This is a genomic window from Paracoccus hibiscisoli (assembly GCF_005048265.1).
Taxonomy (GTDB): domain Bacteria; phylum Pseudomonadota; class Alphaproteobacteria; order Rhodobacterales; family Rhodobacteraceae; genus Paracoccus; species Paracoccus hibiscisoli.
This window is the reverse complement of the sequence record NZ_SUNH01000028.1, coordinates 1-25764: the sequence shown is the minus strand read 5'-3', so window position 1 is coordinate 25764 and position 25764 is coordinate 1. Positions and strand designations below refer to the sequence as shown.

23 protein-coding genes and 1 pseudogene are annotated in these 25764 nt (G+C 67.4%); 22 read left to right on the top strand and 2 right to left on the bottom strand.

What is annotated here, in order from left to right:
* Positions 1-7 precede the first annotated feature (7 nt).
* The 11 genes from FA740_RS16345 to FA740_RS16295 all read left to right on the top strand — a co-directional run bounded on the left by FA740_RS16345 (position 8) and on the right by FA740_RS16295 (position 13158).
* On the top strand, positions 8-1321 hold the full coding sequence (locus FA740_RS16345) for a malonyl-CoA decarboxylase domain-containing protein (protein WP_169306337.1): 1314 nt from the start codon (positions 8-10) through the stop codon (positions 1319-1321).
* A gap of 13 nt (positions 1322-1334) precedes the next feature.
* Entirely contained in the window at positions 1335-2849 is a 1515-nt protein-coding gene (locus FA740_RS16340) for a malonate--CoA ligase (protein WP_136857878.1), read from the top strand.
* A 69-nt stretch (positions 2850-2918) separates the two neighbouring features.
* Complete coding sequence (gene madL / locus FA740_RS16335; protein WP_136857877.1) at positions 2919-3311, top strand: malonate transporter subunit MadL; 393 nt, start codon at positions 2919-2921, stop codon at positions 3309-3311.
* Between the two features lie 3 nt (positions 3312-3314).
* A complete protein-coding gene (madM, locus tag FA740_RS16330; protein ID WP_136857876.1) occupies positions 3315-4079 on the top strand; it encodes a malonate transporter subunit MadM in 765 nt (254 codons plus the stop codon).
* Positions 4080-4257: 178 nt separating this feature from the next.
* Entirely contained in the window at positions 4258-4479 is a 222-nt protein-coding gene (locus tag FA740_RS16325) for a hypothetical protein (protein WP_136857875.1), read from the top strand.
* A 61-nt stretch (positions 4480-4540) separates the two neighbouring features.
* Positions 4541-6253, top strand: coding sequence for a malto-oligosyltrehalose trehalohydrolase (gene treZ / locus FA740_RS16320; RefSeq protein ID WP_338119676.1), 1713 nt, complete (start codon positions 4541-4543; stop codon positions 6251-6253).
* On the top strand, positions 6250-8490 hold the full coding sequence (gene treY / locus FA740_RS16315) for a malto-oligosyltrehalose synthase (RefSeq protein ID WP_136857873.1): 2241 nt from the start codon (positions 6250-6252) through the stop codon (positions 8488-8490). The genes treZ and treY overlap by 4 nt, the downstream gene beginning before the upstream one ends.
* A gap of 88 nt (positions 8491-8578) precedes the next feature.
* Positions 8579-9754 carry a sugar phosphate nucleotidyltransferase gene (locus FA740_RS16310; protein ID WP_136857872.1) on the top strand — a complete coding sequence of 392 codons (1176 nt, stop codon included), beginning with the start codon at positions 8579-8581 and terminating at the stop codon, positions 9752-9754.
* Positions 9747-11789, top strand: a complete 2043-nt coding sequence (glgX, locus tag FA740_RS16305) for a glycogen debranching protein GlgX (protein ID WP_136857871.1) — start codon at positions 9747-9749, stop codon at positions 11787-11789. The genes FA740_RS16310 and glgX overlap by 8 nt, the downstream gene beginning before the upstream one ends.
* A 25-nt stretch (positions 11790-11814) precedes the next feature.
* Positions 11815-12072 (top strand): DUF2934 domain-containing protein, encoded by a 258-nt coding sequence (locus FA740_RS16300; RefSeq protein WP_169306336.1) that lies wholly within the window; start codon positions 11815-11817, stop codon positions 12070-12072.
* A gap of 75 nt (positions 12073-12147) precedes the next feature.
* Positions 12148-13158, top strand: coding sequence for a nucleotidyltransferase family protein (locus FA740_RS16295; RefSeq protein ID WP_136857869.1), 1011 nt, complete (start codon positions 12148-12150; stop codon positions 13156-13158).
* Here the strand turns inward: FA740_RS16295 and FA740_RS16290 are convergent.
* Positions 13155-13913, bottom strand: a complete 759-nt coding sequence (locus FA740_RS16290; RefSeq protein WP_136857868.1) for a DeoR/GlpR family DNA-binding transcription regulator — start codon at positions 13911-13913, stop codon at positions 13155-13157. The genes FA740_RS16295 and FA740_RS16290 overlap by 4 nt on opposite strands.
* A 286-nt stretch (positions 13914-14199) precedes the next feature.
* On the opposite strand from FA740_RS16290, the gene glpD reads away from it, so the two are divergent.
* The 11 genes from glpD to FA740_RS16235 all read left to right on the top strand — a co-directional run bounded on the left by glpD (position 14200) and on the right by FA740_RS16235 (position 25641).
* Positions 14200-15774, top strand: a complete 1575-nt coding sequence (glpD, locus tag FA740_RS16285; RefSeq protein WP_136857867.1) for a glycerol-3-phosphate dehydrogenase — start codon at positions 14200-14202, stop codon at positions 15772-15774.
* A 36-nt stretch (positions 15775-15810) separates the two neighbouring features.
* Entirely contained in the window at positions 15811-16872 is a 1062-nt protein-coding gene (locus tag FA740_RS16280; RefSeq protein ID WP_136857866.1) for an ABC transporter ATP-binding protein, read from the top strand.
* Between the two features lie 9 nt (positions 16873-16881).
* The gene (locus tag FA740_RS16275; protein WP_136857865.1) at positions 16882-17952 is read left to right on the top strand and encodes an ABC transporter ATP-binding protein; all 1071 of its coding nucleotides are present in this window, start codon (positions 16882-16884) and stop codon (positions 17950-17952) included.
* Positions 17953-17963: 11 nt separating this feature from the next.
* The gene (locus FA740_RS16270) at positions 17964-18830 is read left to right on the top strand and encodes a carbohydrate ABC transporter permease (protein ID WP_136857864.1); all 867 of its coding nucleotides are present in this window, start codon (positions 17964-17966) and stop codon (positions 18828-18830) included.
* Position 18831: 1 nt separating this feature from the next.
* Entirely contained in the window at positions 18832-19647 is an 816-nt protein-coding gene (locus FA740_RS16265) for a carbohydrate ABC transporter permease (RefSeq protein WP_136857863.1), read from the top strand.
* 13 nt (positions 19648-19660) lie between these two features.
* Entirely contained in the window at positions 19661-19936 is a 276-nt protein-coding gene (locus FA740_RS16260; RefSeq protein ID WP_136857862.1) for a DUF2160 domain-containing protein, read from the top strand.
* Between the two features lie 36 nt (positions 19937-19972).
* Positions 19973-21676 carry an ABC transporter substrate-binding protein gene (locus FA740_RS16255; protein ID WP_136857861.1) on the top strand — a complete coding sequence of 568 codons (1704 nt, stop codon included), beginning with the start codon at positions 19973-19975 and terminating at the stop codon, positions 21674-21676.
* Between the two features lie 71 nt (positions 21677-21747).
* Positions 21748-23238: a glycerol kinase GlpK gene (gene glpK / locus FA740_RS16250; protein ID WP_136857860.1), complete on the top strand. Its 1491-nt coding sequence runs from the start codon at positions 21748-21750 to the stop codon at positions 23236-23238.
* A gap of 49 nt (positions 23239-23287) precedes the next feature.
* Positions 23288-24235, top strand: coding sequence for a nucleoside hydrolase (locus FA740_RS16245; protein WP_136857859.1), 948 nt, complete (start codon positions 23288-23290; stop codon positions 24233-24235).
* A gap of 174 nt (positions 24236-24409) precedes the next feature.
* A complete protein-coding gene (locus tag FA740_RS16240) occupies positions 24410-24658 on the top strand; it encodes a hypothetical protein (protein WP_136857858.1) in 249 nt (82 codons plus the stop codon).
* A 101-nt stretch (positions 24659-24759) separates the two neighbouring features.
* Positions 24760-25641: a LysR family transcriptional regulator gene (locus FA740_RS16235; RefSeq protein ID WP_136857857.1), complete on the top strand. Its 882-nt coding sequence runs from the start codon at positions 24760-24762 to the stop codon at positions 25639-25641.
* 1 nt (position 25642) lies between these two features.
* On the opposite strand, the pseudogene FA740_RS16230 reads toward FA740_RS16235, so the two are convergent.
* Positions 25643-25764, bottom strand: a pseudogene (locus tag FA740_RS16230) (IS5/IS1182 family transposase); the annotation flags it as partial.

Genomic DNA, 25764 nt, shown 5'->3' with positions numbered 1-25764 from the left:
GAACATCATGGGCAAGCAGAGACTGGGATTCCTGTCGGATTTCGTCGAGGCGATCACCCGCCGCAAGCGGGGTGGCGAGGCCGAGACGCTCAAGGCGCTGGCGCGGCCTGCATCGGAGCGCGCGCGGGTGGCCTGCACGGTGCTGATGGGGCGTATCGGGGATGCGGCGCGGGTGGCGGTGGCGGAACAGGCGCTGTCGGCCTATGCCGAGCTGGACGCGGATCAGCGGGCCGACTTCTTTCGCGCCATGCGCGACGATCACGGCGTCGATGCCGATGCGATCCGCGCCGCCTATGCGGCCTGGGACGCCACCCCGGACGCCCGCCGCGTGGCCGATCTGTTCGAGGCGGTCGAGCCTGCCCGCCAGACCCTGCTGCGCCGGCTGAACATGGCGCCGGGCGCGACTTTGCAATTGGTGCGGATGCGTCAGGACCTGCTGGCCGCGATGCGCGCCGACCCCGATCTGGCCGCCATCGACGCCGATTTTGCGCATCTGCTGGCCAGCTGGTTCAACCGCGGGTTCCTGTCCATGCGGCGCATCGACTGGAACGCGCCCGCCGCGATCCTGGAAAAGCTGATGGAATACGAAAGCGTCCATCAGATGCAGGGCTGGCCCGACCTCAAGCGGCGGCTGGCCGACAATGACCGCCGCCTCTACGCGTTCTTTCACCCCGCCACCGGGGACGAGCCGCTGATCTTTGTCGAGGTCGCGCTGACCCAAGGCGTGCCCGACGCCATCGCCCCGATCCTGACCGCGCCCGATGCGCGCGAACCGGCGGCGGCCAACACGGCGGTGTTCTATTCCATCAACAACAGTCTGGCGGGCCTAAAGGGCGTCAGTTTCGGCAATTTCCTGATCAAGCAGGTGGTGGCCGTCCTGTCCGCCGAACTACCCGACCTGCGGACTTTCGTCACGCTGTCGCCGGTGCCGGGCTTTGCCGCCTGGCTGGCAGCCCAGCAGGACGCGCCCACCGTGGCGCTGCGCGAGGCGCTGACCATGGCCGCCTGGCAGACCGATCCGGGCGCGGCCGAGGCGCTGCATCCGCAGGTCATGGCCGTCGCCGCGCGCTATATCGTGCAGGCCAAGGGCCGCGGCGGTGCGCCCGCCGATCCGGTCGCGCGGTTCCATCTGGGCAACGGCGCCTGCGCGCATCGGCTGAACTGGCCCGCCGACCTGTCGCCGGGGGCGCTGGCATCGGCGCACGGGCTGATGATCAACTATCTGTACGAGCTGGACCGGATCGAGGACCGGCACGAAGCCTTCGTGCGCGACGGCACGGTGGCGCATGGCGCCCAGCTGGCCGATGCGCTGAAGACCTGAGGGAGGAGAGACCATGCAGACCATACACAGCCACTTCATCCAGACCGCCGAGGTCATGCAGGGCAAGACCCTGTTCGAACGCCCCGGCCAGCCCGACATCAGCTTTGCCGCCATGCGCGAGACGGTCGAACGGCTGGCAGGCGCGCTGACGGCCCTGGGCGTGGCCCCCGGCGACCGCGTGGCCGCCCAGGTCGAGAAATCGCCCGAGGCCATCGCGCTGTATCTGGCGACGCTGCAGGTGGGGGCGATCTTTCTGCCGCTGAACACCGCCTATACCGGGTCCGAGATCGACTATTTCATCGGTGACGCGGCCCCGCGCCTGTTCGTCTGCGACCCGGGCCTGGCCGCGTCCCACGCGCATCGCGCGGGCGATACGCTGGCGGTCGAGACCCTGGGCGCGGACGGGCAGGGGACGCTGACCGAGCGTGCCGCCACCGCCACTCCGCGAGAGGACGCGCATCCCTGCGGGCCGCAGGACCGGGCCGCGATCCTGTACACGTCGGGCACGACGGGGCGGTCCAAGGGGGCGGTGCTGACGCATGGCAATCTGACCTCGAACACAGAGGCGCTGCTGGATCACTGGCGCTTCACCGCCGATGACCGGCTGATCCACGCGCTGCCCATCTTTCACACGCACGGGCTGTTCGTGGCCGCCAACATGGCGCTGGTCGCGGGCGCCACGATGATCTTCCTGACGAAATTCGACGCGGAGCAGGCCATCGACCTGATGGGCCGCGCCACCGTGCTGATGGGGGTGCCGACCTTCTATACGCGTCTGCTGAAATCGCCGCGTCTGGACCGGGCGGCGACCGCGACCATGCGGCTATTCGTGTCGGGATCGGCGCCGCTGTTGGCCGAGGATCATCGTGCCTTCACCGAACGGACCGGGCACCGCATCCTGGAACGTTACGGCATGACCGAGACCTGCATGATCACCTCGAACCCCTATGACGGGGAGCGGATCGCGGGGGCCGTGGGCATGGCGCTGCCCGGCATCGACGTGCGCATCACCGACCGCGAAACCGGCGCGCCCGTCGCCCCCGGAGAGATCGGCCTGATCGAGGTCAAGGGGCCCAACGTCTTCGAAGGCTATTGGAACATGCCTGAGAAGACCGCGTCCGAGTTCCGCCCCGACGGCTATTTCATCACCGGCGACCTGGGCACGATCGAGGCCGACGGGTATCTGCGCATCGTCGGCCGCGACAAGGATCTGGTGATCTCGGGCGGTTACAACGTCTATCCCAAGGAGGTCGAGGAGGCCATCGACGCGCTGCCCGGCGTTCTGGAAAGCGCCGTGATCGGCCTGCCGCATGGCGACCTGGGAGAGGCCGTGACCGCCATCGTCGTGCCGAAATCGGGCACGCTGGACGCGGATGCGATCCGCGCCGCGCTGACCGGGCTGGCGCGCTTCAAGCAGCCCAAGCAGGTGATCGTCGTCGACGCCCTGCCGCGCAACGTCATGGGCAAGGTGCAGAAGGCCGAACTGCGCCGCCAGCATGCGGGACTTTACGAGCAGGCCACGGCCTGACACCGGCCCGGATGCGCGGCGGAGGAGGTCGCGCGTCCGGGTCGTCACATCCCGAGGGAGGGGAATCTGATGATAATCTATGGAGTTGCGGCCCTGGCCGCCTGCCATCTGGCGGGCGTGATCCTGGGCGATCTGCTGGGCATAATCCTGGGGGTCCAGTCCAATGTGGGCGGCGTTGGCTTTGCCATGCTGCTGCTGATCGTGGTGACCGACTGGCTGCGCCGCACGGGCCGGCTGCCGGCGCTGTCGGAACAGGGCATCCTGTTCTGGTCGGCAATGTACATCCCCATCGTGGTGGCCATGGCCGCCCAGCAGAACGTCGTCGCGGCCCTTGCGGGCGGGCCCATCGCGATCATCGCGGGCGTGGGTGCCACGGCGGTCTGCATGGCGCTGGTTCCGGTCGTGGCGCGCATCGGCGGTCAGGACGAACCCCTGCCGCCCCTGATGGCGCAGGAGGCGTAAGTCATGGAAATGATCACGGATATATTGGTCAAGAACGGCCTGGTCTTTGCCTTCGTCACCGTCGGCGTCGTCATGTGGCTGTCCTATCAGCTGTCGGACCGGCTGTCGGCGGGCCGCCTGCACGGATCGGCGGTGGCGATCATCATCGGGCTGGTGCTGGCCTGGATCGGTGGCATCGCCACGGGCGGGTCCAGGGGGCTGGCCGATGTGCCGCTGTTCACCGGGATCGGCCTGATGGGCGGCGCGATGCTGCGCGATCTGGCGATCGTGTCCACCGCCTATGGCGTCGACATCCGCGAGATCCGCAAGGCGGGTGCCGCGGGCATTGCCGCCCTGGCCCTGGGCATCGTGATGTCCTTTGTGGTGGGCGCGCTGGTCGCTGCGGCCTTCGGCTATACCGATGCGGTCAGCATGGCGACCATCGGCGGCGGCGCCGCGACCTATATCGTGGGCCCGGTGACCGGCACCGCCCTGGGCGCCAGTTCCGAGGTCATCGCCCTGTCGGTCGCGGCGGGTCTGCTCAAGGCGGTTCTGGTGATGATCGGCACGCCCTTCGTGGCGCCGCTGATCGGGCTGAACAACCCGAAATCGGCCATGGCCTATGGCGGGCTGATGGGCACGACCAGCGGCGTCGCCGGGGGCCTGGCCGCCACCGACAAGCGCCTTGTGCCCTATGGCGCGATGACGGCCACGTTCTACACCGGGCTTGGATGCCTGCTGGGGCCGTCGGTGATGTATCTGGCCCTGCTGGCCATCACCGGGGGCTGAAGCCTGTGACCGCCTCCGGGAGACAGACCCCGGGGGCGGTGTGCCTATCGCCTTGAACAACAACATCTTGACCAGACGCCGTTGTCGCGACACAACTGCGCGCAGGACATGGCTATTCCCACGGTCCCGGATTCTTGATATTCTGCATTTCGTGTAATTTTTGTTGTTCGGGGTTTCGATGACACGGCGTTCCGCAAAGGCGGCTGACTGCTCCGAGGTGCTGGCCCGCGCCGAATTCACCATCGACATGCTGCGCAACCTGCTGGTGGTGTTCGAGGCCGCCTCGGGCGACAAGCCGGTTCTGGTCGAACTGTGCGATCGCGCGGTCTGGGCGGTCACGCCCGACGGTCACCGCCTGCTGATCGGGCAGAAGACCGGGCCACAGCCCTACGACGCCTGAACCGGCTGCTTTTTGTCAACCTCGGGAACACCTTGCGATCCCGGTCATTGTTCCCGCAGGCATGCGCGGAGAGACCACGATGACAGGCAGGTTCTGGGGACCGGTACGCGACACCGCGCAGGGTGACGGGACGTGGCACTTTCGCCTCTGGTCGCCCTCTGCGGGTCAGGTCGATTTGCTGACGGGGGACGGGTCATGCCCGATGCAGCGCGATGAAGCCGGGCTGTGGCAGACCAGCGTGCCGGCCTTTCCCGGTCAGACCTATCAGTTCCGCGTCGATGGGCAGGACATTCCCGACCCGGCCAGCCGCCTGCAGGCGGCTGGCGTGAACGGGCCAAGCGTGCTGGTCGACATGCCCGCGCCGCGCCCCTGGCCCGGCCGCCCCTGGTCGCAGGCCGCGATCTGTCAGCTGCATGTCGGATGCTTTACCCCCGAGGGCACCTTTGCCACCGCCGCCGAACGGCTGCCGGGGTTGGCCGCCCTTGGGCTGACGGCGATCCAGCTGATGCCGGTGGGCCAGTTCGCGGGCGACCGGGGCTGGGGCTATGACGGGGTGCTGCCCTATGCGCCCCACCCGGCCTATGGCAGCCCCGGCGATCTGCGCCGTTTGGTGCAGGCGGCCCATGACTGCGGGATGATGGTGATCCTGGATCTGGTGATGAACCATTTCGGCCCCGAAGGTGCCTGGATGCATGTCGCAGCCCCCGCGTTCTTTGACCCCGCCCGGCACACGCCCTGGGGCGCGGCGATCAATTTCGACCAGCCTGCCGTGCGCGATTTCTGGATGGGCTGCGCAATGCATTGGCTGGAGGGTTACGGCATCGACGGGCTGCGTCTGGACGCCGTGCACCAGATGCGCGGCCCCGGCGCGCAGGCCTTTCTGACGGACCTGGCCGCGCAGGTCGCCCGCCTGACCCCCGCCCGCCACCTGATCACCGAGGATGAGCGCAACATCCCCGACCTGCGCGAGGCGGGCCATGACGCCGCGCTGAACGATGATTTCCACCACGCCGTCCACGTCGCCCTGACCAGAGAGACCGACAGCTATTACGCGCCCTTTGCCGATGATCCGGTGGGCGATCTGGCGCTGGCCCTGTCGCGCGGCCATGTGCTGGAGGGGCAGGACCGTCCCGGCGGGCCGCCGCGGGGCGCGCCTTGCGGGCATCTGCCGCCCACCGCCTTCGTGAACGCGATCCAGACCCATGACCAGATCGGCAACCGCGCGCTTGGCGAACGGCTGCTGTCGCTGGCCGATCCGCAGGCGGTGCGCGTGGCCTATGGCCTGCTGCTGGCCGCGCCCTTCATTCCGATGATCTTCATGGGAGAGGAGCGGGGCGACACCGCGCCCTTTCAGTTCTTTGCTGATTTCGACGGCGATCTGGCGCAGGCGGTCCGGCAGGGCAGGGCGGCCGAATTTCCCGACATCGCCCGCCGGGGCGACACCGTGCCCGACCCGATCGACCCCGCCACGATGGACCGCAGCCGCCTGACCTGGGCCGAGGATGCCCATGCCTGCGGCTGGATGGCCCTGACGCGCCGCGCGCTGGCGTTTCGGGCAGCCCACGTGGTGCCGCTGCTGGACAGCGGTCAGCCCGACAGCAGCGTCACCCGTGAGGGTCCCGGCCTGATCCGCGCCCTGTGGCAGTTTCCCGGTGGCGCGCTGGCGCTGTCGCTGGCTTTGGGCCAGCCCGATCCCACGCCGCTGCCCGATCCCGACCTCAGCGTCGGTCAGCCCGGCAGCCCCTTTTCCCTGACCATGAAGGCCCTTCAATGATCCCCCGCATCCCGACCGCCACCTTTCGCATCCAACTGCGCGGCGGGGTCGATTTCGCCGCGCTCACGCTGCGCCTGGACCAGATCGCGGGGCTGGGGGTCTCGCATCTGTATCTGTCGCCGATCTTTGCCGCGACCGAAGGTTCGACCCACGGCTATGACATCACCGATCCGTCGCGCATCGACGAGACCTTGGGCGGGGCCGAGGGGTTCGAGGCGCTGGCCCATGCCGCCCGGTCGCGGGGCTTGGGCATCATCCTGGACATCGTGCCCAACCACACCGCCTTTTCGGTGCAGAACCCCTGGCTGGCCGATGTGCTGACCCATGGCCGCGCCAGCCCCCGCGCGCGCCATTTCGACATCGACTGGCAGGCCGGGCCGCTGATCCTGCCCTGGCTGCCCGAACCCTTCGAGGTGATGCTGACCCAGGGCGCCTTTCAGATCCGCGACGGGCATTGGTGCATGGGCGATCTGGCCGTGCCGCTGGCGCCGGGCACCGACGTGACCGACGATCTGATTGCCCTGCACGAGGCGCAGCACTGGCGGCTGGTCCATGCCGCGCTGGAGCGTGACAGCATCACGCATCGCCGGTTCTTCAATGTGACCGACCTGATCGGCATGCGGGTCGAGGACCCTCCGGTCTTTGACGACACGCATACGCTGATCATCGATCTGGTGCGCCGCGATCTGGTGCAGGGGCTGCGCATCGACCATATCGACGGGCTGGCCGACCCCGCCGACTATCTGGCGCGCCTGTCGCAGGCGCTGCCCGACACCCCTCTGTGGGTCGAGAAGATCCTGACTGGGGACGAGGCGCTGCCCCCCGAATGGCCCGTCGCGGGCACCACAGGATACGAGGCAGGGCGCCTGATCGCGCGGCTGCTGACGCGGCCGCAGGGGCTGGACGATCTGGACCGCCACTGGCGTCAGGTGACCGGCATCACCGGCGGGTTCGATCAGGCGCTGATCCAGGCCAAGCATGACGTGCTGGACCATGAACTGGCGGCCGAGCGGCGGCAGCTGGCGCGGCTGGCGGGTGCGGCGCTGGACCCTCTGCCCGATGTCCAGCCCGGCCCCGAGGCGCTGCGCGAGGCGGTGACCGCGCTGCTGGTCGCGGTGCCCCGCTATCGCAGTTATGTCACGGATCAGGGCACGCCCCCCGATGACCGCGCGCTGATCGCGCAGGTGGCCGAGGATGCCGCGCAGGGGCTGCGCTGCGACCGGGTGCTGCGGATGCTGGCGCAGGTCTGGGCGGACCCGGCAACGCCTGCGCAGATGGCCTTTGTCACGCGGTTGCAGCAGGTCTCGGGCGCGCTGCTGGCCAAAGCGCAGGAGGATACCGCGGGCTTTCGCTGGACCCGCTATCTGCCCGCGAACGAGGTCGGCGCCGAACCCGACCACGCCACCGTGACCGAGGCCGAGGCCAACGCCATCCTGGCGCGGCGCGGCGCGGGGGACATGGTGCTGACCTCGTCCCATGACAGCAAGCGGTCCGAGGATTCGCGCGCCCGCATGATCGCCGCCAGCCACCTGCCAGACCAGATGCTGGCCCTGGACGAGGCCGCCGCCGCGCTGCCGCAGGCCCAGGGCGTGCCCGATGCCTGGCGCTGGTACATGGTGCAATCCGCGCTGGCGATGCACGGGGCCGACCGGGCCGCCGACCGCCTGGCACAGCATGTCGAAAAGGCCATGCGCGAGGCCAAGGAAACCAGCTTCTGGACCAACCCGGACCTGACGGCCGAGGCGGCGCTGGCCGATCTGGGTCATGCCATGCTGGACGGCTGGCACCGCAATCCCCCTGCGGCCCTGACCGCCCTGCTGCAGCGGGGCGAGGCGCTTATGCTGGCCCAGCTGGTGTTCAAGGCGGTGATGCCCGGCTTTCCCGACATCTATCAGGGCACGCAGGGGCCGTTCCTGGCGCTGACCGACCCCGACAACCGCCATCCGGTCCCCTGGGACGCGTTGGCCGCCGACCGGGGCGTCAAGGCGCAATGGACGCAGCGCCTGCTGCACTGGCGGCGCGAAAGGCAGGAGCAGCTGTCCGACGCCGATGCGCAGGTGGTAATCACGCCCGACGGAATCAACCTGACCCGGCGGTCGGGCGACTGGCGGGCGGTCGCGCGGCTGGTGCTGCCCGGTGCGGCGGCGGTGGATGACGGGGCTGCCGAAATTCTGGACTGGACCGGACCCGACGGCAGCCGCGTGCTGCTGTCCGAGGCAGGGGCGATTGATAATTGACGGGTGCGGGAACAACCTGTGGGTGACGCGGTTCGGCATGACACGCTTTGCCCCGCACCCCCAAGCCCGCACCCCCAAGGATGACGCCATGACCATTCATCTGCCCGCACAGCCGAACCGCATCAGCCTGTCGCGTGCCGCCGCCGCGCGCAGCAGCGTGACCCAAGGGCCGCCGCTGGATGTGGCCGCCCTTCTGCTGGCGGGCGGCAAGGGCACGCGGCTGGAGGGTCTGACCGCCAGCGACAGCAAGCCCGCCGTTCCCTTTGCGGGCTCCAACCGCATCGTCGATTTTGCCATGGCCAATGCGGTGCGCTCGGGCGTGCGGCGCATGCTGGTCGCCACCCAATACGCGCCGCGCAGCCTGCATCACCACCTGCCGACCCGGTGGGGCCAGTTCTTTCCGCAGGCCGGGCTGATGCTGCGCGACGGGCGCGAACGTTATCTGGGCACCGCTGACGCGGCCCGCCAGACCTGGCCCGAGATCGAGGCGATGGGCGGCGATCAGGTGCTGATCCTGGCTGCGGACCACGTCTATGACATGGATTACGGCGCGCTGCTGGCGGCGCATCGCGCCTCGGGTGCGGCGGTGACGGTCGCGGTCGATACCGTGCCGCGGGCCGAGGCGCGGGGTTTCGGCGTCATGCAGGCCGACGACCGCGGGCGCATCCTGTCCTTTCTGGAAAAGCCCGCCGATCCGCCGGGCATGATCGGACAGCCCGACCGCGCGATGGTGTCGATGGGCATCTATGTGTTCGACCGCGCTTGGCTGCGCGAGGCGCTGTTCGACCGCCCCGTCGAGGCGCTGGATTTCGGCCATGACGTGATCCCCGATGCGGTGGCGCGCGGCATGGCGACCGTCTGGCAATTGCCCGCCGGCCCCTCGGGCGATGCCTATTGGCGCGATGTCGGCACGCTGGACGCGCTGCGCCGTGCGCAGCTGGATTTCGTGAACTCCGAACCGGCGCGGCTGCCCTTTGCCTGCCCGGCCTCGGACTGGTATCTTGGGCGCGGCAGCATCGCCATGCCCGGCGCCGTCGTGCCCGAAAGCGCGCGCCTGATCTGCACGCTGGTCGCCCCCGGCGCCCAGGTGCCCGCCGGTCTGGTGACCGGCGAGAACCCTGACGAGGATGCCCGCTGGTTCACCCGCACCGCCGCCGGGACGGTGCTGATCACCCAGGCCATGCTGGACCGCCGTGCGGCCCATGCCCAGATCCGCCGCTCTGTCACCCCGCCCCTTTTCAACAGCCGAGGCCTTCATGCGTGACCTTACCCCGCCCTCCTTTGACGCCACCCAGGCCCGTTCCGACATCCTGGGGGCCGAGTTCCTGGGCGACGGGACGAATTTCGCGCTGTTCTCCGACCATGCCACCCGGGTGGAGCTGTGCCTGTTCGACGAGACGGGGCAGGAAGAGCTGCACCGCCTGCCCCTGCCCGAAATGGAGGGCGGCGTCTGGTTCGGATACCTGCCCGACATCCTGCCGGGCCAAGTCTACGGCTATCGCGTCCACGGCCCCTACGAGCCCGAGAACGGCCACCGTTTCAACCCCAACAAGCTGCTGCTGGACCCCTATGCCCGCGAGCTGCGCGGCGAGATCATCTGGGACGACGCGCTGCACGGCTATACGATCGGTGAGGATGACCTGTCCTTTGACACCCGCGACAGCGCGCCCTTCATGCCCAAGGGCGTGGTCGTGGACAGCCGTTTTGACTGGGACACCGAGCGCGCGCTGCGCACACCTTGGACCGACACGGTAATCTACGAGGCGCACGTGAAGGGCATGACGCAGGCGCATCCCGACGTGCCCGAGGATCTGCGCGGCACCTTCCGGGGTCTGGTGACCGAACCGATCATCAGCCACCTGCAGAAGATCGGCGTGACCACGGTCGAGTTGCTGCCGATCCATGCCTTCGCCAATGACCGCTATCTGGTGGAAAAGGACCTGTCGAACTACTGGGGCTATTCCACGCTGTCCTTCTTTGCGCCCCATGCGCCCTATCTGAAGACCGGCCAGATCCGCGAGGTCAAGGAGGCCATCCGCCGGTTCCACAAGGCCGGCATCGAGGTCATCCTGGACGTGGTCTTCAACCACACCTGCGAGGGGTCGGAACTGGGCCAGACGCTGTCCTTCCGCGGCATCGACAATGCCAGCTATTACCTGCTGGCGGATGACAAGCGCCACAGCTTTGACACCACCGGCACTGGCAACACGCTGAATGTCGCGCATCCGATGGTGCTGCGCATGGTCATGGATTCGCTGCGCTATTGGGTGCAGGTGATGCATGTGGACGGGTTCCGCTTCGACCTGGCCTCGACCCTGGGCCGCGAGGCGACGGGGTTCGAACGCGACGGCGCCTTCTTCAACGCGATCCGCCAGGACCCGGTCCTGTCTGGCATCAAGCTGATCGCCGAGCCTTGGGACATCGGGGATGGCGGCTATCAGGTCGGCGGCTATCGCTGGCCGTTCCGCGAATGGAACGACAAGTTCCGCGACGATACCCGCGCCTTCTGGCGGCGCGATGCGGGCCTGCTGGGCGCGATGGCAGAGCGGCTGGCGGGATCGCCTGTGCAGTTCGATCACAGCCACCGCCCCTCGACCAGTTCGGTCAATTTTGTGGCCGCGCATGACGGGTTCACGCTGTGGGACACGGTCAGCTATGCAGACAAGCATAACGACGCGAACGGAGAGGACGGGCGCGACGGCCACGATCACAACCTGTCCGACAATCTGGGCGCCGAGGGGCCATCGGACGATGCCGGCATCGACACCGCCCGCATCCGCCGCGTGCGCGCCATGCTAGCGACCGTGTTCCTGTCCCAGGGCGTGCCCATGATCCTGGCCGGGGATGAACTGGGCAATAGCCAGGACGGCAACAACAACGCCTATTGCCAGGACAATCCGATCAGCTGGCTGGACTGGGACGCCGCCCGCCCCGAGATCCGCGATGCCGTCGCCGCCCTTGCCGCGTTCCGCACCGACAGCGGTCTGGCCCATACCCGCTTTTCCGGCAAGGAGGGCGGCCCCGCCGTCGAATGGCTGCATCCGCGGGGCGACCACATGGCCGATGATGATTGGGCCGACCCGGAGCTGCGTCTCACAGGGATGCGCCTGCAGCCCGCCTTCGGTCCCGCGATCCTGATCATCGTCAATGCGGGCGATGACGGTGAATTCGCCCTGCCCGACGGGGAATGGACCCTGCGCATCGACACCGCCCGCGATCAGGTCGCCTGCGACGAGGCCGTCTCCGGGGTGCTGCCCCTGGGGTGGCAGAGCGTCGCGGCCCTGACCTGCGCCGAATGATCACCAGCCATCACAGGAGGAAATGATGAGCGATACCAACCGTGACGACCTGATCCGCGCCCGCGCGCACCAGATCTGGGAAGACGAGGGCCGCCCCGAGGGGCAGGAGGCCGACCACTGGACCCGCGCCGCCGCCGAACTGGATGCGTCCGAGGGCACGCCCAAGGACAGCGAGCGCGACATGGCCCCCAAGCTGAGCGAAGGCCACGAGCGGGCCGAGGAGGAGGGCAACGTTCCCCCGAACGTCGCCGGTCCCAAGGGGCGCAAGCGCAACAAGACCTGATCCCGCCATATGCTCAACAGTCTTGAAAACTGTTGAGCATGGCCTTAGACCACCGGGGTACAACCCGGTGGTCTTATGCTTCGCACCCATTCCGCGCTGGCCCATGCGGCCTATCACGACCTGCTGCGATCGCTGCGCGACGAGGGGTGGCGCGACCTGCGCGGCACGCCGGCGCTGATCCGACGCGGCGCGCGCGGCTATTGGTATGACAGTTTCCGCGTCGGCACCCAGGTCCGCAAGCGCTATCTGGGCGAGGACAGCCCCGATCTGGCCGCCCGCATGGCCGCCCTGCGCGACGACCGCGCACCCCTGGAACAACGCCGCCGCGAGCGTGCCCGTCTGGTGCGTCTGCTGCGGGCCGAGGGGTTTCTGGGCCTGGACCCGACCAGCGGCAGCCTGATGGCGGCGCTGTCGGCGGCGGGCGTCTTTCGCCTTGGCGGCACGGTCGTGGGCACCCATGCCTTTCGCCTCTATGAGGGAGAGCTGAACCTGGCGCTGTCGCTGGAACAGACGGCGCAGACCGACGATCTGGACATCGCCAGCTTTGAGCGCCTGTCCCTGGCGCTGGAGGATGCGGCCGCGCCCCCGGTCCAGCAGGTGCTGGCCGATTTCGATTTCGCCCCCGTCCCCAGCCTGGAGCCGGGCCGCGCCTGGCGCTGGCGGCAGACCCAAGGCAATGCGCTGGTCGAGTTCCTGACTCCCGCCTTTGGCGAGGAGGGCCTGCGCGACCTGCCCGCCCTGGGAGTGCAGGCGCAGACGCTGCATCACCTGAACTATCTGATCGCGGACCCGATTCCGGCGGCGATCCCCTATCGCAGCGGCGTTCTGGTCCAGATCCCGCGGCCTGAGCGGTTCGCCATCCACAAGCTGATCGTGGCCGATCGCAGGCGCGCCGACGACCGCCTGAAATCGGCCAAGGACCGCGCGCAGGCGGCCTTTCTGATCGCCGCGCTGGCCCGCGACCGCCCCGAGGATCTGGCCGAGGCGCATGAGGACGCGCTGTCCCGCGGTCCCCGCTGGCGCGACCGCATCGCGGCCAGCCTGGCGCGGATGCCCGATACCGCAGCCTTGCTGGCGGGCCTTTAGGCCAGGACCACGCGCGTCTGCCACGTCTCGCAGGCGCGCATCAGGTCGGGGGGCAGGGCGCGGTCGGTGAAGACCGCCTCCAGCTGCGACAGCGAGGCGATGCGCGCGGGCGCGCTGCGCGACAGCTTGGAATGGTCGGCCACCAGAAACGTCCGGCGCGACTGGCGCAGGATGGTCTGGCTGACGCCGACCTCCTGGATGTCGAAATCCAGCAGATCGCCGTCGCGGTCCAGCGCCGAACAGCCGATCACCGCCAGATCGAACTTGAACTGTCGGATCGTCTCGGCGGCCAGGGTGCCCACCAGACCGCCATCGGCGCGGCGCAGGCTGCCGCCCGTCACGATGACGTCGCAATCGGGGTTGGCGGCCAGGATATTGGCCACGTTCATGTTGTTCGTGACCACCAGCATGTTGCGATGGCCCAGCAATTCGCGGGCCACGGCCTCGGTGCTGGTGCCGATGTTCAGAAACAGGCTGATCTTTTCGGGCACCTCGGCCGCGCAGGCCCGCGCGATGGCGGTCTTGGCGTCGTGATGCAGGCTGCGGCGTTCCTCATAGCCGATATTGGCGACCCCCGAGGGCAGGATCGCCCCGCCATGCACCCGCTCCAGCCGACCGGCCTCGGCCAGCTCGGTCAGGTCGCGGCGGATCGTCTGCAGGGTGACGCCGAAATGGCCGGCCAGCCCCTCGACGGTCACCTTGCCGTCGCGGCGGGCGATCTCCAGGATCTCGGGCTGGCGGAAGGTCTGCGACATGAAACACCCCTGGCTTTTCGAAGATGTGACACGGCTTTGACGAACAGGCAATATCTTCGCTTTCTTGCGTTTTGTGCAAAATTTGGCCCCGCGCCTGCATCCGATGGCGGTCAAATCGATGCCTGAAGGGGCAGTCAGGGTGACATTTTAGTCCGCAACCCATTGCGTATTAACAATATTGACGAAAGTGAAGAAAAACGAAAGATGATGCTTTCTTTTTGGCGCGCTGCAGGTCAGAAATGGGCATGTCTTGGCAGAGAGGTCCGGTGTGACAGGCACAGATGACATGGTGGATCTGTTCGTGATCGGCGGCGGCATCAATGGCTGCGGCATCGCGCGCGACGCGGCCGGGCGCGGCCTGTCCGTCACCCTGGCCGAGATGGGCGATCTGGCGCAGGCGACCTCCAGTGCCTCGACCAAGCTGTTCCACGGCGGCCTGCGCTATCTGGAATATTTCGAGTTCCGTCTGGTCCGCGAGGCCCTGATCGAGCGCGAGGTGCTGCTGCGCGCCATGCCGCATATCAGCTGGCCCATGCGCTTTGTCCTGCCCTGGCATGCCGACATGCGCTTCGAGAGCGACACGCCGACATCCAAGCTGCTGGGCCGCGTAATGCCCTGGATGAAGGGTCGCCGCCCGTCCTGGCTGATCCGCCTTGGTCTGTTCATGTATGACACGCTTGGCGGCCGCCAGATCCTGCCTGGCACCCGCACCCTGTCGCTGGAGGGCACGCCTGAAGGCGCCCCCCTGCAGGAGCGGTTCCGACACGCCTATGAGTATTCCGACTGCTGGGTCGAGGATTCGCGCCTGGTCGTGCTGAACGCCCGCGACGCCGAGGCGCGGGGCGCGCGCATCATGACCGGCACCCGCGTCCAGTCCGCCGACCGCCATGCCGATCACTGGGTCGTCACCACCCAGGATGCCGCGACCGGCGCGACCACCCGTCACCGCGCGCGGATGCTGGTCAATGCCGGCGGGCCGTGGGTCGGCGACATCATCCAGGGCACGATCCGCCTGAACTCGACCGAGGGCGTGCGCCTGGTCCGGGGCAGCCACATCGTGACCCGCAAGCTGTACGATCACGACAAATGCTATTTCTTTCAGGGCACCGACGGGCGGATCATCTTTGCCATCCCCTATGAGGGCGATTTCACGCTGATCGGCACCACCGATGCCGATCATCAGGACCCCTCGGTCAAGCCCGAATGCACGCCAGAGGAGCGGGACTATCTGCTGGGCTTTGCCAATCAGTACTTCCGCCGCCAGCTGACCGCCGATGACGTGGTCTGGGCCTATTCCGGGGTGCGGCCGCTCTATGACGACGGCGCCCAAAGCGCCACGGCGGCGACGCGCGACTATACGCTGAAGGTCGATCAGGCGGGCGGGGCGCCGGTGCTGAACGTCTTTGGCGGCAAGATCACCACCTATCGCCGTCTGGCGGAATCGGCGCTGGAGAAGATCGCGCCGTTCTTTGCCGGGCTGCCCGGCGCCTGGACCAAGGGGCAGGCGCTGCCCGGGGGCGATTTCCCGGTGGATGGGGTCGGGGATCTGGTGGACGGGTTGCGCCGCGACCATCCGTTCCTGACCGAGCCTTGGGCACGGCGCCTGGTGCGCGCCTATGGGACCGAGGCGCGGGGCATCCTGGTGGGCGCACGCATCGCAGCCGACCTGGGCGTCGATTTCGGCGCTACCCTGTCCGAGGCCGAGGTCGTCTGGCTGATGGATCACGAATACGCGCGCTGTGCGGATGATGTCATCTGGCGGCGCACCAAGCTGGGGCTGCGCCTGACGGTCGATCAGGTGGCGGCACTGGACGCATGGATCCGCGCCCGTTGGGCGCAGCGGCAGGCCGCCGCCGAATAGGCGCCGCCGCAGGAAGGACCTTGGGAGGGGTCGGGGATGAGTTTGGAACTGCAGGGCGTGACGAAGGTGGTCGAGGGGCAGGTGCATGTCCACCCCACCGATCTGGTGCTGGCGCGCGGCACGATGAACGTCCTGCTGGGACCGACCCTGTCGGGCAAGACGTCGCTGATGCGGCTGATGGCCGGGCTGGACCGCCCCGCGCAGGGCCGTATCCTGTGGGAGGGCCGGGACGTCACGGGCATGCGCGTGCAGGACCGCAAGGTTGCGATGGTCTATCAGCAATTCGTCAACTATCCGGCGATGACGGTCTTTGAGAACATCGCATCCCCCCTGCGCCTGATGGGCGTGGACCGCGCCGAAATCGACCGCCGCGTCCGTGAAACCGCCGAGATGATGCGCCTGACCCCCATGCTGGAGCGCAAGCCGCTGGAGCTGTCGGGCGGCCAGCAACAGCGCTGCGCCCTGGCGCGCGCGCTGGTCAAGAACGCGGGCCTGGTGCTGCTGGACGAGCCTCTGGCGAACCTGGATTACAAGCTGCGCGAGGAGCTGCGCGTCGAGATCCCGCGCATCTTTGCGGAATCGGGCGCGATCTTTGTCTATGCCACCACCGAACCCGAAGAGGCGCTGCTGCTGGGCGGCAACACCGCGACCCTGTGGGAGGGGCGGGTGACGCAGTTCGGTCCCACGCCCCATGTCTATCGCCAGCCGGTCGATGCGACCACCGCGCGGGTGTTCAGCGACCCGCCGATGAATTTCCTGCCCTTCCAGGTGGCGGGCGGGCGGCCTTCGGTCGCGGGAATGCCCGCGCTGCCCGACGGGCGCTATCTGGCGGGGTTCCGGCCCAACCACTTGCATCTGTCGCGCCATGCCGCCGATGCGCTGTGCTTTGACGCGCAGCTGGTGGTGACCGAGCTGACCGGGTCGGAAACCTTTGTCCATCTGTACCACCACGGCCAGCGATGGGTCGGGCTGATCCACGGCATCCACGACCTGCCGTTGGGCCAGTCGCTGCCTGTGTGGCTGGACCCGCGCCACATCTATGTCTTTGCCGAGGATGGCCGCATGGTCACCCCCGCCGCCTATGCAACAGCCGCCTGAGGAGGGGTTATGGCCAAGATCACGCTGGAGAACCTCGCCCATTCCTACTCCCCCGCGCCCAAGGGACCGGAGGATTACGCGCTCAAGGAGCTGAACCACGACTGGCAGGACGGCGCGGCCTATGCGCTGCTAGGCTCCAGCGGGTGTGGGAAATCGACGCTGCTGAACATCATCTCGGGGCTGTTGATCCCGTCGCAGGGGCGCATCCTGTTCGACGGGGTGGACGTGACCCGCGCGCCCACGGCGGAGCGCAACATCGCGCAGGTGTTCCAGTTTCCGGTCGTCTACGACACGATGACCGTGCGCGACAATCTGGCCTTTCCGCTGCGCAACCGGGGCCGCCCCGAGGCCTATGTGGCCGAACGCGTGGCCGAGATCGCCGCGATGATCGGCATGGAGCATATGCTGGACCGCAAGGCGCGTGGCCTGACCGCGGATGCCAAGCAGAAGATCAGCCTGGGCCGCGGCATGGTCCGCAAGGACGTCAACGCGCTGCTGTTCGACGAGCCGCTGACCGTCATCGACCCGCATATGAAATGGGAGCTGCGCACCCAGCTGAAAAAGCTGCACCATGATTTCGGCCACACGATGATCTATGTGACCCACGACCAGACCGAGGCGCTGACATTCGCCGACAAGGTCGTCGTCATGTATGACGGCCGCGTGGTCCAGATCGGCACGCCAGAGGAGCTGTTCGACCGGCCCGAACATACCTTCGTGGGCTATTTCATCGGATCGCCCGGCATGAACCTGCTGCCCGCGAAAATCGACGGCGCGCAGGCGCTGGTGCCCGGTGGCACGACGCCGCTGGCCGGGACCTATGGCGCGGTGCAGGGCAACGTGCAGATCGGGGTGCGCCCCGAACATGTGCGCCTGTCTGCGCATGAGGGCCTGCCCGTCACCATCCGCCGGATCGAGGATGTGGGCCGCCACCGCATCATCCGCGCCGATCTGATGGGGCACGATCTGAACATCATCGCGCCCGAGGATATGGGCGTCGGGGCGGACATGACCCGCGCGGTCTTCGATCCGTCGCGCATCAACGTCTATGCCGACGACTGGCGCGTGGCTGCAGCGTAAGGGGGGACATCATGGAAAAGACCGTCAATCACAAGGCCTGGTTCCTGGTCCTGCCGGTGCTGGTGCTGGTCGCGTTCTCGGCGGTGATCCCGCTGATGACGGTGGTCAACTATGCGTTCCAGGACACGTTCGGCAACAACGTCTTCTTCTGGAACGGGCTGGGCTGGTTCGAGGATCTGCTGGCCTCAGACCGGATGTGGAACGCGCTTGGCCGCCAGCTGGCGTTCTCCGGCATCATCCTGGCGATCGAGATTCCGCTTGGCGTGTTCGTCGCGCTGAACATGCCCAAGCGCGGGGTCTGGGCCAGCGTCGTCTTGGTGCTGATGTCGCTGCCGCTGCTGATCCCGTGGAACGTGGTCGGCACGATCTGGCAGATCTTCGGGCGCGTCGATATCGGGCTGCTGGGCTATACGCTGAACAGCATGGGCATCAGCTATAACTACACCCAGAACCCGGTCCATGCCTGGGCCACGGTGGTGGTGATGGATGTCTGGCACTGGACGTCGCTGGTCGCGCTTTTGGCCTATGCGGGGCTGCAATCCATCCCCGACGCCTATTATCAGGCGGCGCGGATCGACCAGGCCAGCCGCTGGAAGGTGTTCCGCTATATCGAGCTGCCCAAGATGATGGGCGTGCTGATGATCGCCATCCTGCTGCGCTTCATGGACAGCTTCATGATCTATACCGAGCCCTTCGTGGTCACCGGGGGCGGGCCGGGCAATGCGACGACCTTCCTGTCCATCGACCTGGTCAAGATGGCCTTGGGCCAGTTCGACCTGGGACCTGCGGCGGCGTTCTCGCTGATGTATTTCCTGGTGATCCTGCTGATCTCCTGGGTCTTCTACACCGTCATGACCAACCTGGACAAAAGGGGCTGACATGCAGAGCCGCACCCGCCTGAACGGCAGCACTGTCGTCATCACGCTCTATCTGCTGTTCCTGATGCTGCCGATCTATTGGCTGATCAACATGAGCCTGAAGACCAATTCCGAGATCACCGGAACCTTCAGCCTGTGGCCGCAGACCCTGACATTGCGCAACTATGTCGTGATCCTGACCGATCCCAGCTGGTATATGGGTTACGTGAACAGTCTGATCTATGTCGTTCTGAACACGGTGATTTCCGTGGCCGTGGCCCTGCCTGCGGCCTATGCGTTCAGCCGCTATCACTTCATGGGCGACAAGCATCTGTTCTTCTGGCTGCTGACCAACCGGATGGCGCCGCCCGCGGTCTTTGCGCTGCCGTTCTTTCAGCTCTATTCCTCGGTCGGTCTGTTCGACACGCATATCGCGGTGGCGCTGGCGCATTGCCTGTTCAACGTGCCGCTGGCCGTCTGGATCCTGGAGGGCTTCATGCGCGGCGTCCCCAAGGAGATCGACGAGACCGCCTATATCGACGGCTACAGCTTCCCGCGCTTTTTCGTGCGGATCTTCATGCCGCTGATCTCCTCGGGGATCGGGGTGGCGGCGTTCTTCTGCTTCATGTTCTCGTGGGTCGAGCTGCTGCTGTCGCGCACGCTGACCTCGGTCGCGGCCAAGCCGATCGCGGCGACCATGACCCGCACGCAAGGCGCGTCCGGCGTCGATTGGGGGGTGCTGGCGGCGGCGGGGGTGCTGACCATCGTGCCAGGCGCCTTGGTCATCTATTTCGTGCGCAACTATATCGCCAAGGGCTTTGCCCTGGGCCGCGTGTAAGGGAGGACCAGCGATGGCCTGGATGGCATGGACCACACCGACCGCGATCTTCTTCGTCATCATCGCCCTGCTGCTGGTCACCTTTTCGGTGCTGGCGATCCGGTTTCCCGAAACGCCCCGTCGCGGCGTCCTGGGGATCGAGACCACGCGGGGCGACCGCCTGTTCATCACGCTTCTGGGGTCCGCCTTCATCAACCTGGCCTGGCTGGGGGTGATGGGGGCGGCGCTGCAACCCTGGGCGCTGCTGATCTGCCTGTTCTATGCCGCCGTCGTGTTCCGGTGGGTCTAGAGCTGGTCAAAGACTGAACCAATGGGAGGGAGAACCATGAACCTGAAACTGATGTCCACGACGGCGGTGCTGCTGGCACTGACCGGCCCGGCCTTCGCCGATATCGAGGCCGCGCGCGCCTTCCTCGACGCCGAGATCGGCGACCAGTCCGTCCTGACCCGAGAGGAGCAGGAGGCCGAGATGCAGTGGTTCATCGACGCCGCCGCACCCCATGCCGGCATGTCGATCAACGTGGTCTCGGAAACGATCACCACCCACGAATACGAGGCCCGCGTCCTGGCGCCGGCCTTCACCGCCATCACCGGCATCCAGGTCACCCACGACCTGATCGGCGAGGGCGACGTCGTCGAAAAGCTGCAGACCCAGATGCAGACCGGCGAGAACGTATATGACATGTACATCAACGATGCCGACCTGGTCGGCACCCACTGGCGCTATCAGCAGGTCCGCAACATGACCGACTGGATGGCGAACGAGGGGGCGGATTTCACCAACCCCGACCTGGACCTGGACGATTTCATCGGCCTGGCCTCGGCGACCGGCCCCGACGACAAGCTGTATCAGCTGCCGGTGCAGCAATTCGCCAACCTCTACTGGTTCCGCCACGATTGGTTCACCGACCCCGAGATCATGGCCGAATTCCGCGCCGAATACGGATACGACCTGGGCGTGCCGGTGAACTGGTCCGCCTATGAGGACATCGCCAAGTTCTTCACCGGGCGCGAGATCGACGGCCAGCAGATCTATGGCAACATGGATTACGGCAAGAAGGACCCCAGCCTGGGCTGGCGCTTCACCGATGCGTGGCTGTCCATGGCGGGCGCCAGCGACAAGGGCGAGCCGAACGGCTTTCCGGTCGATGAATGGGGCATCCGCGTCAACGACGATTACCAGCCGGTGGGGTCCTGCATGGCGCGGGGCGGGGCGACGAACAGCCCGGCCGCCGTCTATGCGATCGAGAAATACATCGACTGGCTGCAGAACTATACGCCCCCGGCGGCTGCGGGCATGACCTTCAGTGAGGCCGGTCCCGTTCCCGCCCAAGGCAACATTGCCCAGCAGATGTTCTGGTACACCGCCTTCACCGCCGACATGGTCAAGGAAGGCCTGCCCGTCATGAATGATGACGGCACGCCGAAATGGCGCATGGCTCCCTCGCCCTATGGCGCATATTGGGAGGAAGGCATGAAGGTCGGCTATCAGGACGTGGGCTCGGCCACGCTGATGCAATCGACCCCGGTCGACCGCGCGCAGGCCGCCTGGCTTTATGCGCAGTTCATCGTGTCGAAGACCGTCGACACCAAGAAAAGCCATGTGGGTCTGACCTTTGTGCGCGACAGCTCGATCCGACATGAAAGCTTTACCGAGCGTGCGCCCCAGTTGGGCGGCCTGGTCGAGTTCTATCGCTCGCCCGATAGGACGCGCTGGTCGGATACGGGTCTGAACGTGCCCGATTATCCGCGCCTGGCGCAGCTGTGGTGGCAGAACATCGGCGACGCCTCTTCGGGCGCCAAGACCGCGCAAGAGGCGCTGGACGCGTTGTGCGAGCAGCAGGAGGCCGTGATGGAGCGCCTGCAGCGGTCCGGCGTGCAGGGTGACCTGGGCCCGGTCCTGAACGAGCCCGAGGACCCGCAGGTCTGGCTGGACCGCGAAGGCGCCCCGGTGCCCAAGCTGGACAACGAAAAGCCCGCGCCGGTGACCATCGCCTATGAGGAGCTGATCCAGCGTTGGCAGGAGTGATCCAGCCGCGTTAACTGTCCGGGGGGCGCGGGCGACCGCGCCCCCCAATCCGTCGGAAAAGGACCGCCGCCATGACCCATATCCTTGCCATCGACCAGGGCACGACCTCGTCCCGCGCCATCGTCTTTGACGGCGACATGCAGCCCTGCGGCAGCGCCCAGGAGGAGTTCGAGCAGCATTTCCCCCGTTCGGGCTGGGTCGAACATGATCCGGGCGACCTCTGGGCCAGCACGGCGGCCACCTGCCGCGCCGCGATCGAGAAATGCGGCAACCCCCGCATCGACGCCATCGGCATCACGAACCAGCGAGAGACTGTCGTGGTGTGGGACCGCAAGTCCGGCAAGGCCATCCACAACGCCATCGTCTGGCAGGACCGCCGCACCGCCGAATTCTGCCGCGAGCTGGAGGCCGGGGGCCATGCCGACATGATCACCGCCCGCACCGGGCTGCTGGTCGATCCCTATTTCTCGGCCACCAAGCTGAAATGGATCCTGGACAATGTCGACGGTGCCCGTGCGCGCGCCGAGGCGGGCGATCTGGCCTTCGGCACCGTGGACAGCTGGCTGATCTGGAACCTGACCGGCGGCCAGGTTCATGCGACCGACGCGACGAATGCCGCGCGCACGATGCTGTATGACATCCACAAGGGCCGCTGGTCGGCCACGATCTGCAAGCTGTTCGACATCCCCATGGCGATGCTGCCCGACGTGCGCGACTGCGCCGCCGATTTCGGCACCACGCGGCCCGACCTGTTCGGGAGGCCCATCCCCATCACCGGGGTCGCGGGCGACCAGCAGGCGGCCACCGTGGGACAGGCGTGTTTCCAACCCGGCATGATCAAGTCGACCTATGGCACCGGCTGCTTTGCGCTGCTGAACACCGGGGACAAGCCGGTGGCCTCCACGCAGCGGCTGCTGACCACCATCGCCTATCAGCTGGACGGCAAGCCGACCTATGCGCTGGAGGGGTCGATCTTCATCGCGGGCGCGGTCGTGCAATGGCTGCGCGACGGGCTCAAGATCATCCGCGACGCCAAGGAGACCCAGCCCCTGGCCGAAAGCGCCGACGAAGGCCAGCAGGTGATCCTGGTGCCCGCCTTCACCGGCCTGGGCGCCCCCTATTGGTCGCCCGACAGCCGTGGCGCCATCTATGGCCTGACCCGCAATTCCGGCCCGGCCGAACTGGCCCGCGCCGCCCTGGAGAGCGTGGGGTTCCAGACCCGCGACCTGCTGGAGGCGATGCGCGCCGATTGGGAGCCCAAGGGAGAGACCGCGCTGCGTGTCGACGGCGGCATGAGCGCGTCCGATTACGCGATGCAGTTCCTGTCCGACATCCTGGGCGCGCCCGTCGATCGCCCCAAGGTGCTGGAGACGACCGCCCTGGGCGCGGCCTGGCTGGCGGGGCAGGGGTCCGGCCTCTATCCCGACATGGCGGGCTTTGCCAAGGACTGGGCGCTGGATCGCAGCTTTGCCCCGGCGATGGAGGAGGCCGATCGCGACGCCCGCTATCAGGCCTGGCGGCGGGCCGTCCGCGCCACCATGTCGCTGACCGGACCCGATTGACCTCTGCGCGCCATCCGCTAAGGGGGGCGGCCAGACAGGGGACCATGACATGACGACAGACAAGGTGATCTTTGACACCGACCCCGGCGTGGACGACGCGCTGGCGCTGTATTACCTGCTGCGCCATCCGCAGATCGACCTGCTGGGGGTCACCACGGTCTTTGGCAACGCGCCAGTCGCGCTGACGACGCGGAACGCGCGGTTTCTGCTGCGCGCATGGGGGCATGACGCGCCCGTGCATGCGGGCGCCGCCGGGCCGCTGACCCCCGACATGCCGCCCGAATTCTGGCCCACCTCGATTCACGGCGATAACGGCCTGGGCGACCATCCGATCGACCTGGAGCCGCAGGACGACCCCGACACCGCCGCGCAGTTCCTGATCGACCAGATCCGCGCCCATCCGGGCGAGGTGCGCGTGCTGGCCGTGGGGCGCATGACCAACCTGGCGCGCGCGGTGCAGATGGCGCCCGACATCGCCGGGCTGGTGCGCGACGTGACCCTGATGGGCGGCGCCTTTCGCGTGCCGGGCAACATCACCCCCGCGGCCGAGGCCAATATTTGGGGCGATCCGCTGGCCGCCGACATCGTCTTTGGTGCGCCCTGGCGGGTGGTGGCGGTGCCGCTGGACCTGACCACGCGGACCTTCATGGACAGCGCCATGCTGGCGCGGCTGGCACAGGCGGGCGGGCCGGGGATGCGGCTGGTGGCCGACCTGTCGCAGGGCTATGTGCGGTTCTACCAGGCGGCGGGCTATGACGGGATGCTGGTCCATGACTGCACCGCCGCCGTCTGGCTGACCGACCCCGACCTGTTCACCCTGACCGAGGGCGAGGTGCGCGTGCTGTCCGACGGCATCGCCCTGGGCCTTACGCTGATGAACCCCGCCGACCGCCAGGGCCCCCTTGGCGCGTGGGAGGGGCGGCCCCGTCAGTTCGCCACCCTGGACGGACAGCCCGACGCCATCCTGGACCGCATCGCACAAGTTTGCACGGCGTGACCGCCGGGACGGGACGATCTTGCGCGATTGTCCCGTCCTGCCGAACACAGAGCGCGGAAAAGCGCGGCTAATCTTTCCCGATTGTGACCCTTATCTGACAGTCATCGGAACGGACCAGACGCGCATCCGGCGCGCCACCGCTTCCAAGATGTTGCAAGAACAAGGAAAATGATCATGAAAAACTTCGTGTACGCCCTGGCCGCCCTGTCCCTGACCGCCGGTGGCGCGATGGCCGCATCGTCCAGCGACTTCACCACCCCGCCCCGCCCCGCGCAGACCGTCGAAGTCCCCGCAGGCGACGTGATGACCGCGCGCGAACTGTCGCAGGCCGGTCTGGCCGCCACCGATCTGGTGACCATCACCCGCATCAACACCACCAGCGAAACCGCCAGCATTGATAATTCCAGCCGCGGCTTCTACTGATCGGTTCTGACCGGCCGGTTCCGCACAGGGGCCGACGGGCCGCCATTCCTCCGGGAGTGGCGGCCCTTTCATCATGTCCGGGTCACGCAAGAGGGTCGGTCATGGACATCAAGGTGCTGCGCAGCTTTGCCGCCATCGTCGACGAAGGCAGCTTTGCCGCCGCCGCGCGCCGGTTGGGCATCTCGAAAAGCACCTGCAGCAAGATGATCGCCGACCTGGAGGCCGATCTGGGCACGCGCCTGCTGACGCGGACCACCCGGGCGGTGACCCCCACGGCGGCGGGCCATGCCTTTCACGCGCAGATCACCGACATCCTGACCCGCCTGGACGCGGCCTTTGAAGGGGTGCGCGCCGCCTCGGCCCGTCCCGCCGGGCCGCTGAAGCTGGGCGTGCCGGTGCAATACACCCTCAAGGTGCTGCAGCCGCACCTGATGCGCTTTATGGAGGAATATCCCGACATCCAGCTGGACGTGGTGCTGGACGACAGCCGGTCCGACATGACGCGCGACGGGTTCGACGCCGTGATCCGCATCGGCACGCTGGAGGACAGCAGCCTGCATGCCCGGCGCCTGCATGACGCCAACATCATGCTGGTCGCATCGCCCGACTATATCGCCCGCCACGGCAGCCCGCAGCGCCCGGCCGACCTGCGCGACCACCAATGCCTGCATTACACCAACCTCCGGGGTCCCGGCACCTGGCCCCTGCGCCAGGGGTCCGAGGTGATCTATCAAAAGATCACCCCCGCCTTTTCCAGCAACAACGGAGAGTTGCTGCGCGCGCTGGCGGTGGGCGGCAAGGGGATCGCGCTGGCCCCGGAATTCCAGGTGGCCGACGATCTGGCGCAGGGGCTGTTGGTGCCGGTCCTGCCCGGACACGCGTTGCCGGGGGTGCCGATCCACCTGGTCTATTCCACGCGCAAGCTGGTGACGGCGTCGCTGGCGGCCTTTCTGGACTTTGCCGCGCGGCTGGATCTGGACTAGGTCATGTTGACAAAAGGCGAACCCAGAGGCGGATAGACGTGATGTCGATGAAGCCCAGGAAGCTTTCAGCGGTTTTGTCGTAGCGTGTGGCGGCCCGGCGTGCGTTTTTCAGCTTGTTGAAGC

Excerpts from the sequence above, each read along its gene's own strand:
- madL (WP_136857877.1), top strand. The coding sequence starts at position 2,919 with ATGATAATCTATGGAGTTGCGGCCCTGGCCGCCTGCCATCTGGCGGGC.
- FA740_RS16325 (WP_136857875.1), top strand. The coding sequence starts at position 4,258 with ATGACACGGCGTTCCGCAAAGGCGGCTGACTGCTCCGAGGTGCTGGCC.
- FA740_RS16280 (WP_136857866.1), top strand. The coding sequence starts at position 15,811 with ATGAGTTTGGAACTGCAGGGCGTGACGAAGGTGGTCGAGGGGCAGGTG.
- FA740_RS16255 (WP_136857861.1), top strand. The coding sequence starts at position 19,973 with ATGAACCTGAAACTGATGTCCACGACGGCGGTGCTGCTGGCACTGACC.
- FA740_RS16345 (WP_169306337.1), top strand. The coding sequence starts at position 8 with ATGGGCAAGCAGAGACTGGGATTCCTGTCGGATTTCGTCGAGGCGATC.
- madM (WP_136857876.1), top strand. The coding sequence starts at position 3,315 with ATGGAAATGATCACGGATATATTGGTCAAGAACGGCCTGGTCTTTGCC.
- FA740_RS16300 (WP_169306336.1), top strand. The coding sequence starts at position 11,815 with ATGAGCGATACCAACCGTGACGACCTGATCCGCGCCCGCGCGCACCAG.
- FA740_RS16340 (WP_136857878.1), top strand. The coding sequence starts at position 1,335 with ATGCAGACCATACACAGCCACTTCATCCAGACCGCCGAGGTCATGCAG.
- FA740_RS16235 (WP_136857857.1), top strand. The coding sequence starts at position 24,760 with ATGGACATCAAGGTGCTGCGCAGCTTTGCCGCCATCGTCGACGAAGGC.
- glpD (WP_136857867.1), top strand. The coding sequence starts at position 14,200 with ATGGTGGATCTGTTCGTGATCGGCGGCGGCATCAATGGCTGCGGCATC.
- treZ (WP_338119676.1), top strand. The coding sequence starts at position 4,541 with ATGCGCGGAGAGACCACGATGACAGGCAGGTTCTGGGGACCGGTACGC.
- glgX (WP_136857871.1), top strand. The coding sequence starts at position 9,747 with ATGCGTGACCTTACCCCGCCCTCCTTTGACGCCACCCAGGCCCGTTCC.
- FA740_RS16270 (WP_136857864.1), top strand. The coding sequence starts at position 17,964 with ATGGAAAAGACCGTCAATCACAAGGCCTGGTTCCTGGTCCTGCCGGTG.
- glpK (WP_136857860.1), top strand. The coding sequence starts at position 21,748 with ATGACCCATATCCTTGCCATCGACCAGGGCACGACCTCGTCCCGCGCC.
- FA740_RS16240 (WP_136857858.1), top strand. The coding sequence starts at position 24,410 with ATGAAAAACTTCGTGTACGCCCTGGCCGCCCTGTCCCTGACCGCCGGT.
- treY (WP_136857873.1), top strand. The coding sequence starts at position 6,250 with ATGATCCCCCGCATCCCGACCGCCACCTTTCGCATCCAACTGCGCGGC.
- FA740_RS16310 (WP_136857872.1), top strand. The coding sequence starts at position 8,579 with ATGACCATTCATCTGCCCGCACAGCCGAACCGCATCAGCCTGTCGCGT.
- FA740_RS16265 (WP_136857863.1), top strand. The coding sequence starts at position 18,832 with ATGCAGAGCCGCACCCGCCTGAACGGCAGCACTGTCGTCATCACGCTC.
- FA740_RS16245 (WP_136857859.1), top strand. The coding sequence starts at position 23,288 with ATGACGACAGACAAGGTGATCTTTGACACCGACCCCGGCGTGGACGAC.
- FA740_RS16275 (WP_136857865.1), top strand. The coding sequence starts at position 16,882 with ATGGCCAAGATCACGCTGGAGAACCTCGCCCATTCCTACTCCCCCGCG.
- FA740_RS16260 (WP_136857862.1), top strand. The coding sequence starts at position 19,661 with ATGGCCTGGATGGCATGGACCACACCGACCGCGATCTTCTTCGTCATC.
- FA740_RS16295 (WP_136857869.1), top strand. The coding sequence starts at position 12,148 with ATGCTTCGCACCCATTCCGCGCTGGCCCATGCGGCCTATCACGACCTG.
- FA740_RS16290 (WP_136857868.1), bottom strand. The coding sequence starts at position 13,913 with ATGTCGCAGACCTTCCGCCAGCCCGAGATCCTGGAGATCGCCCGCCGC.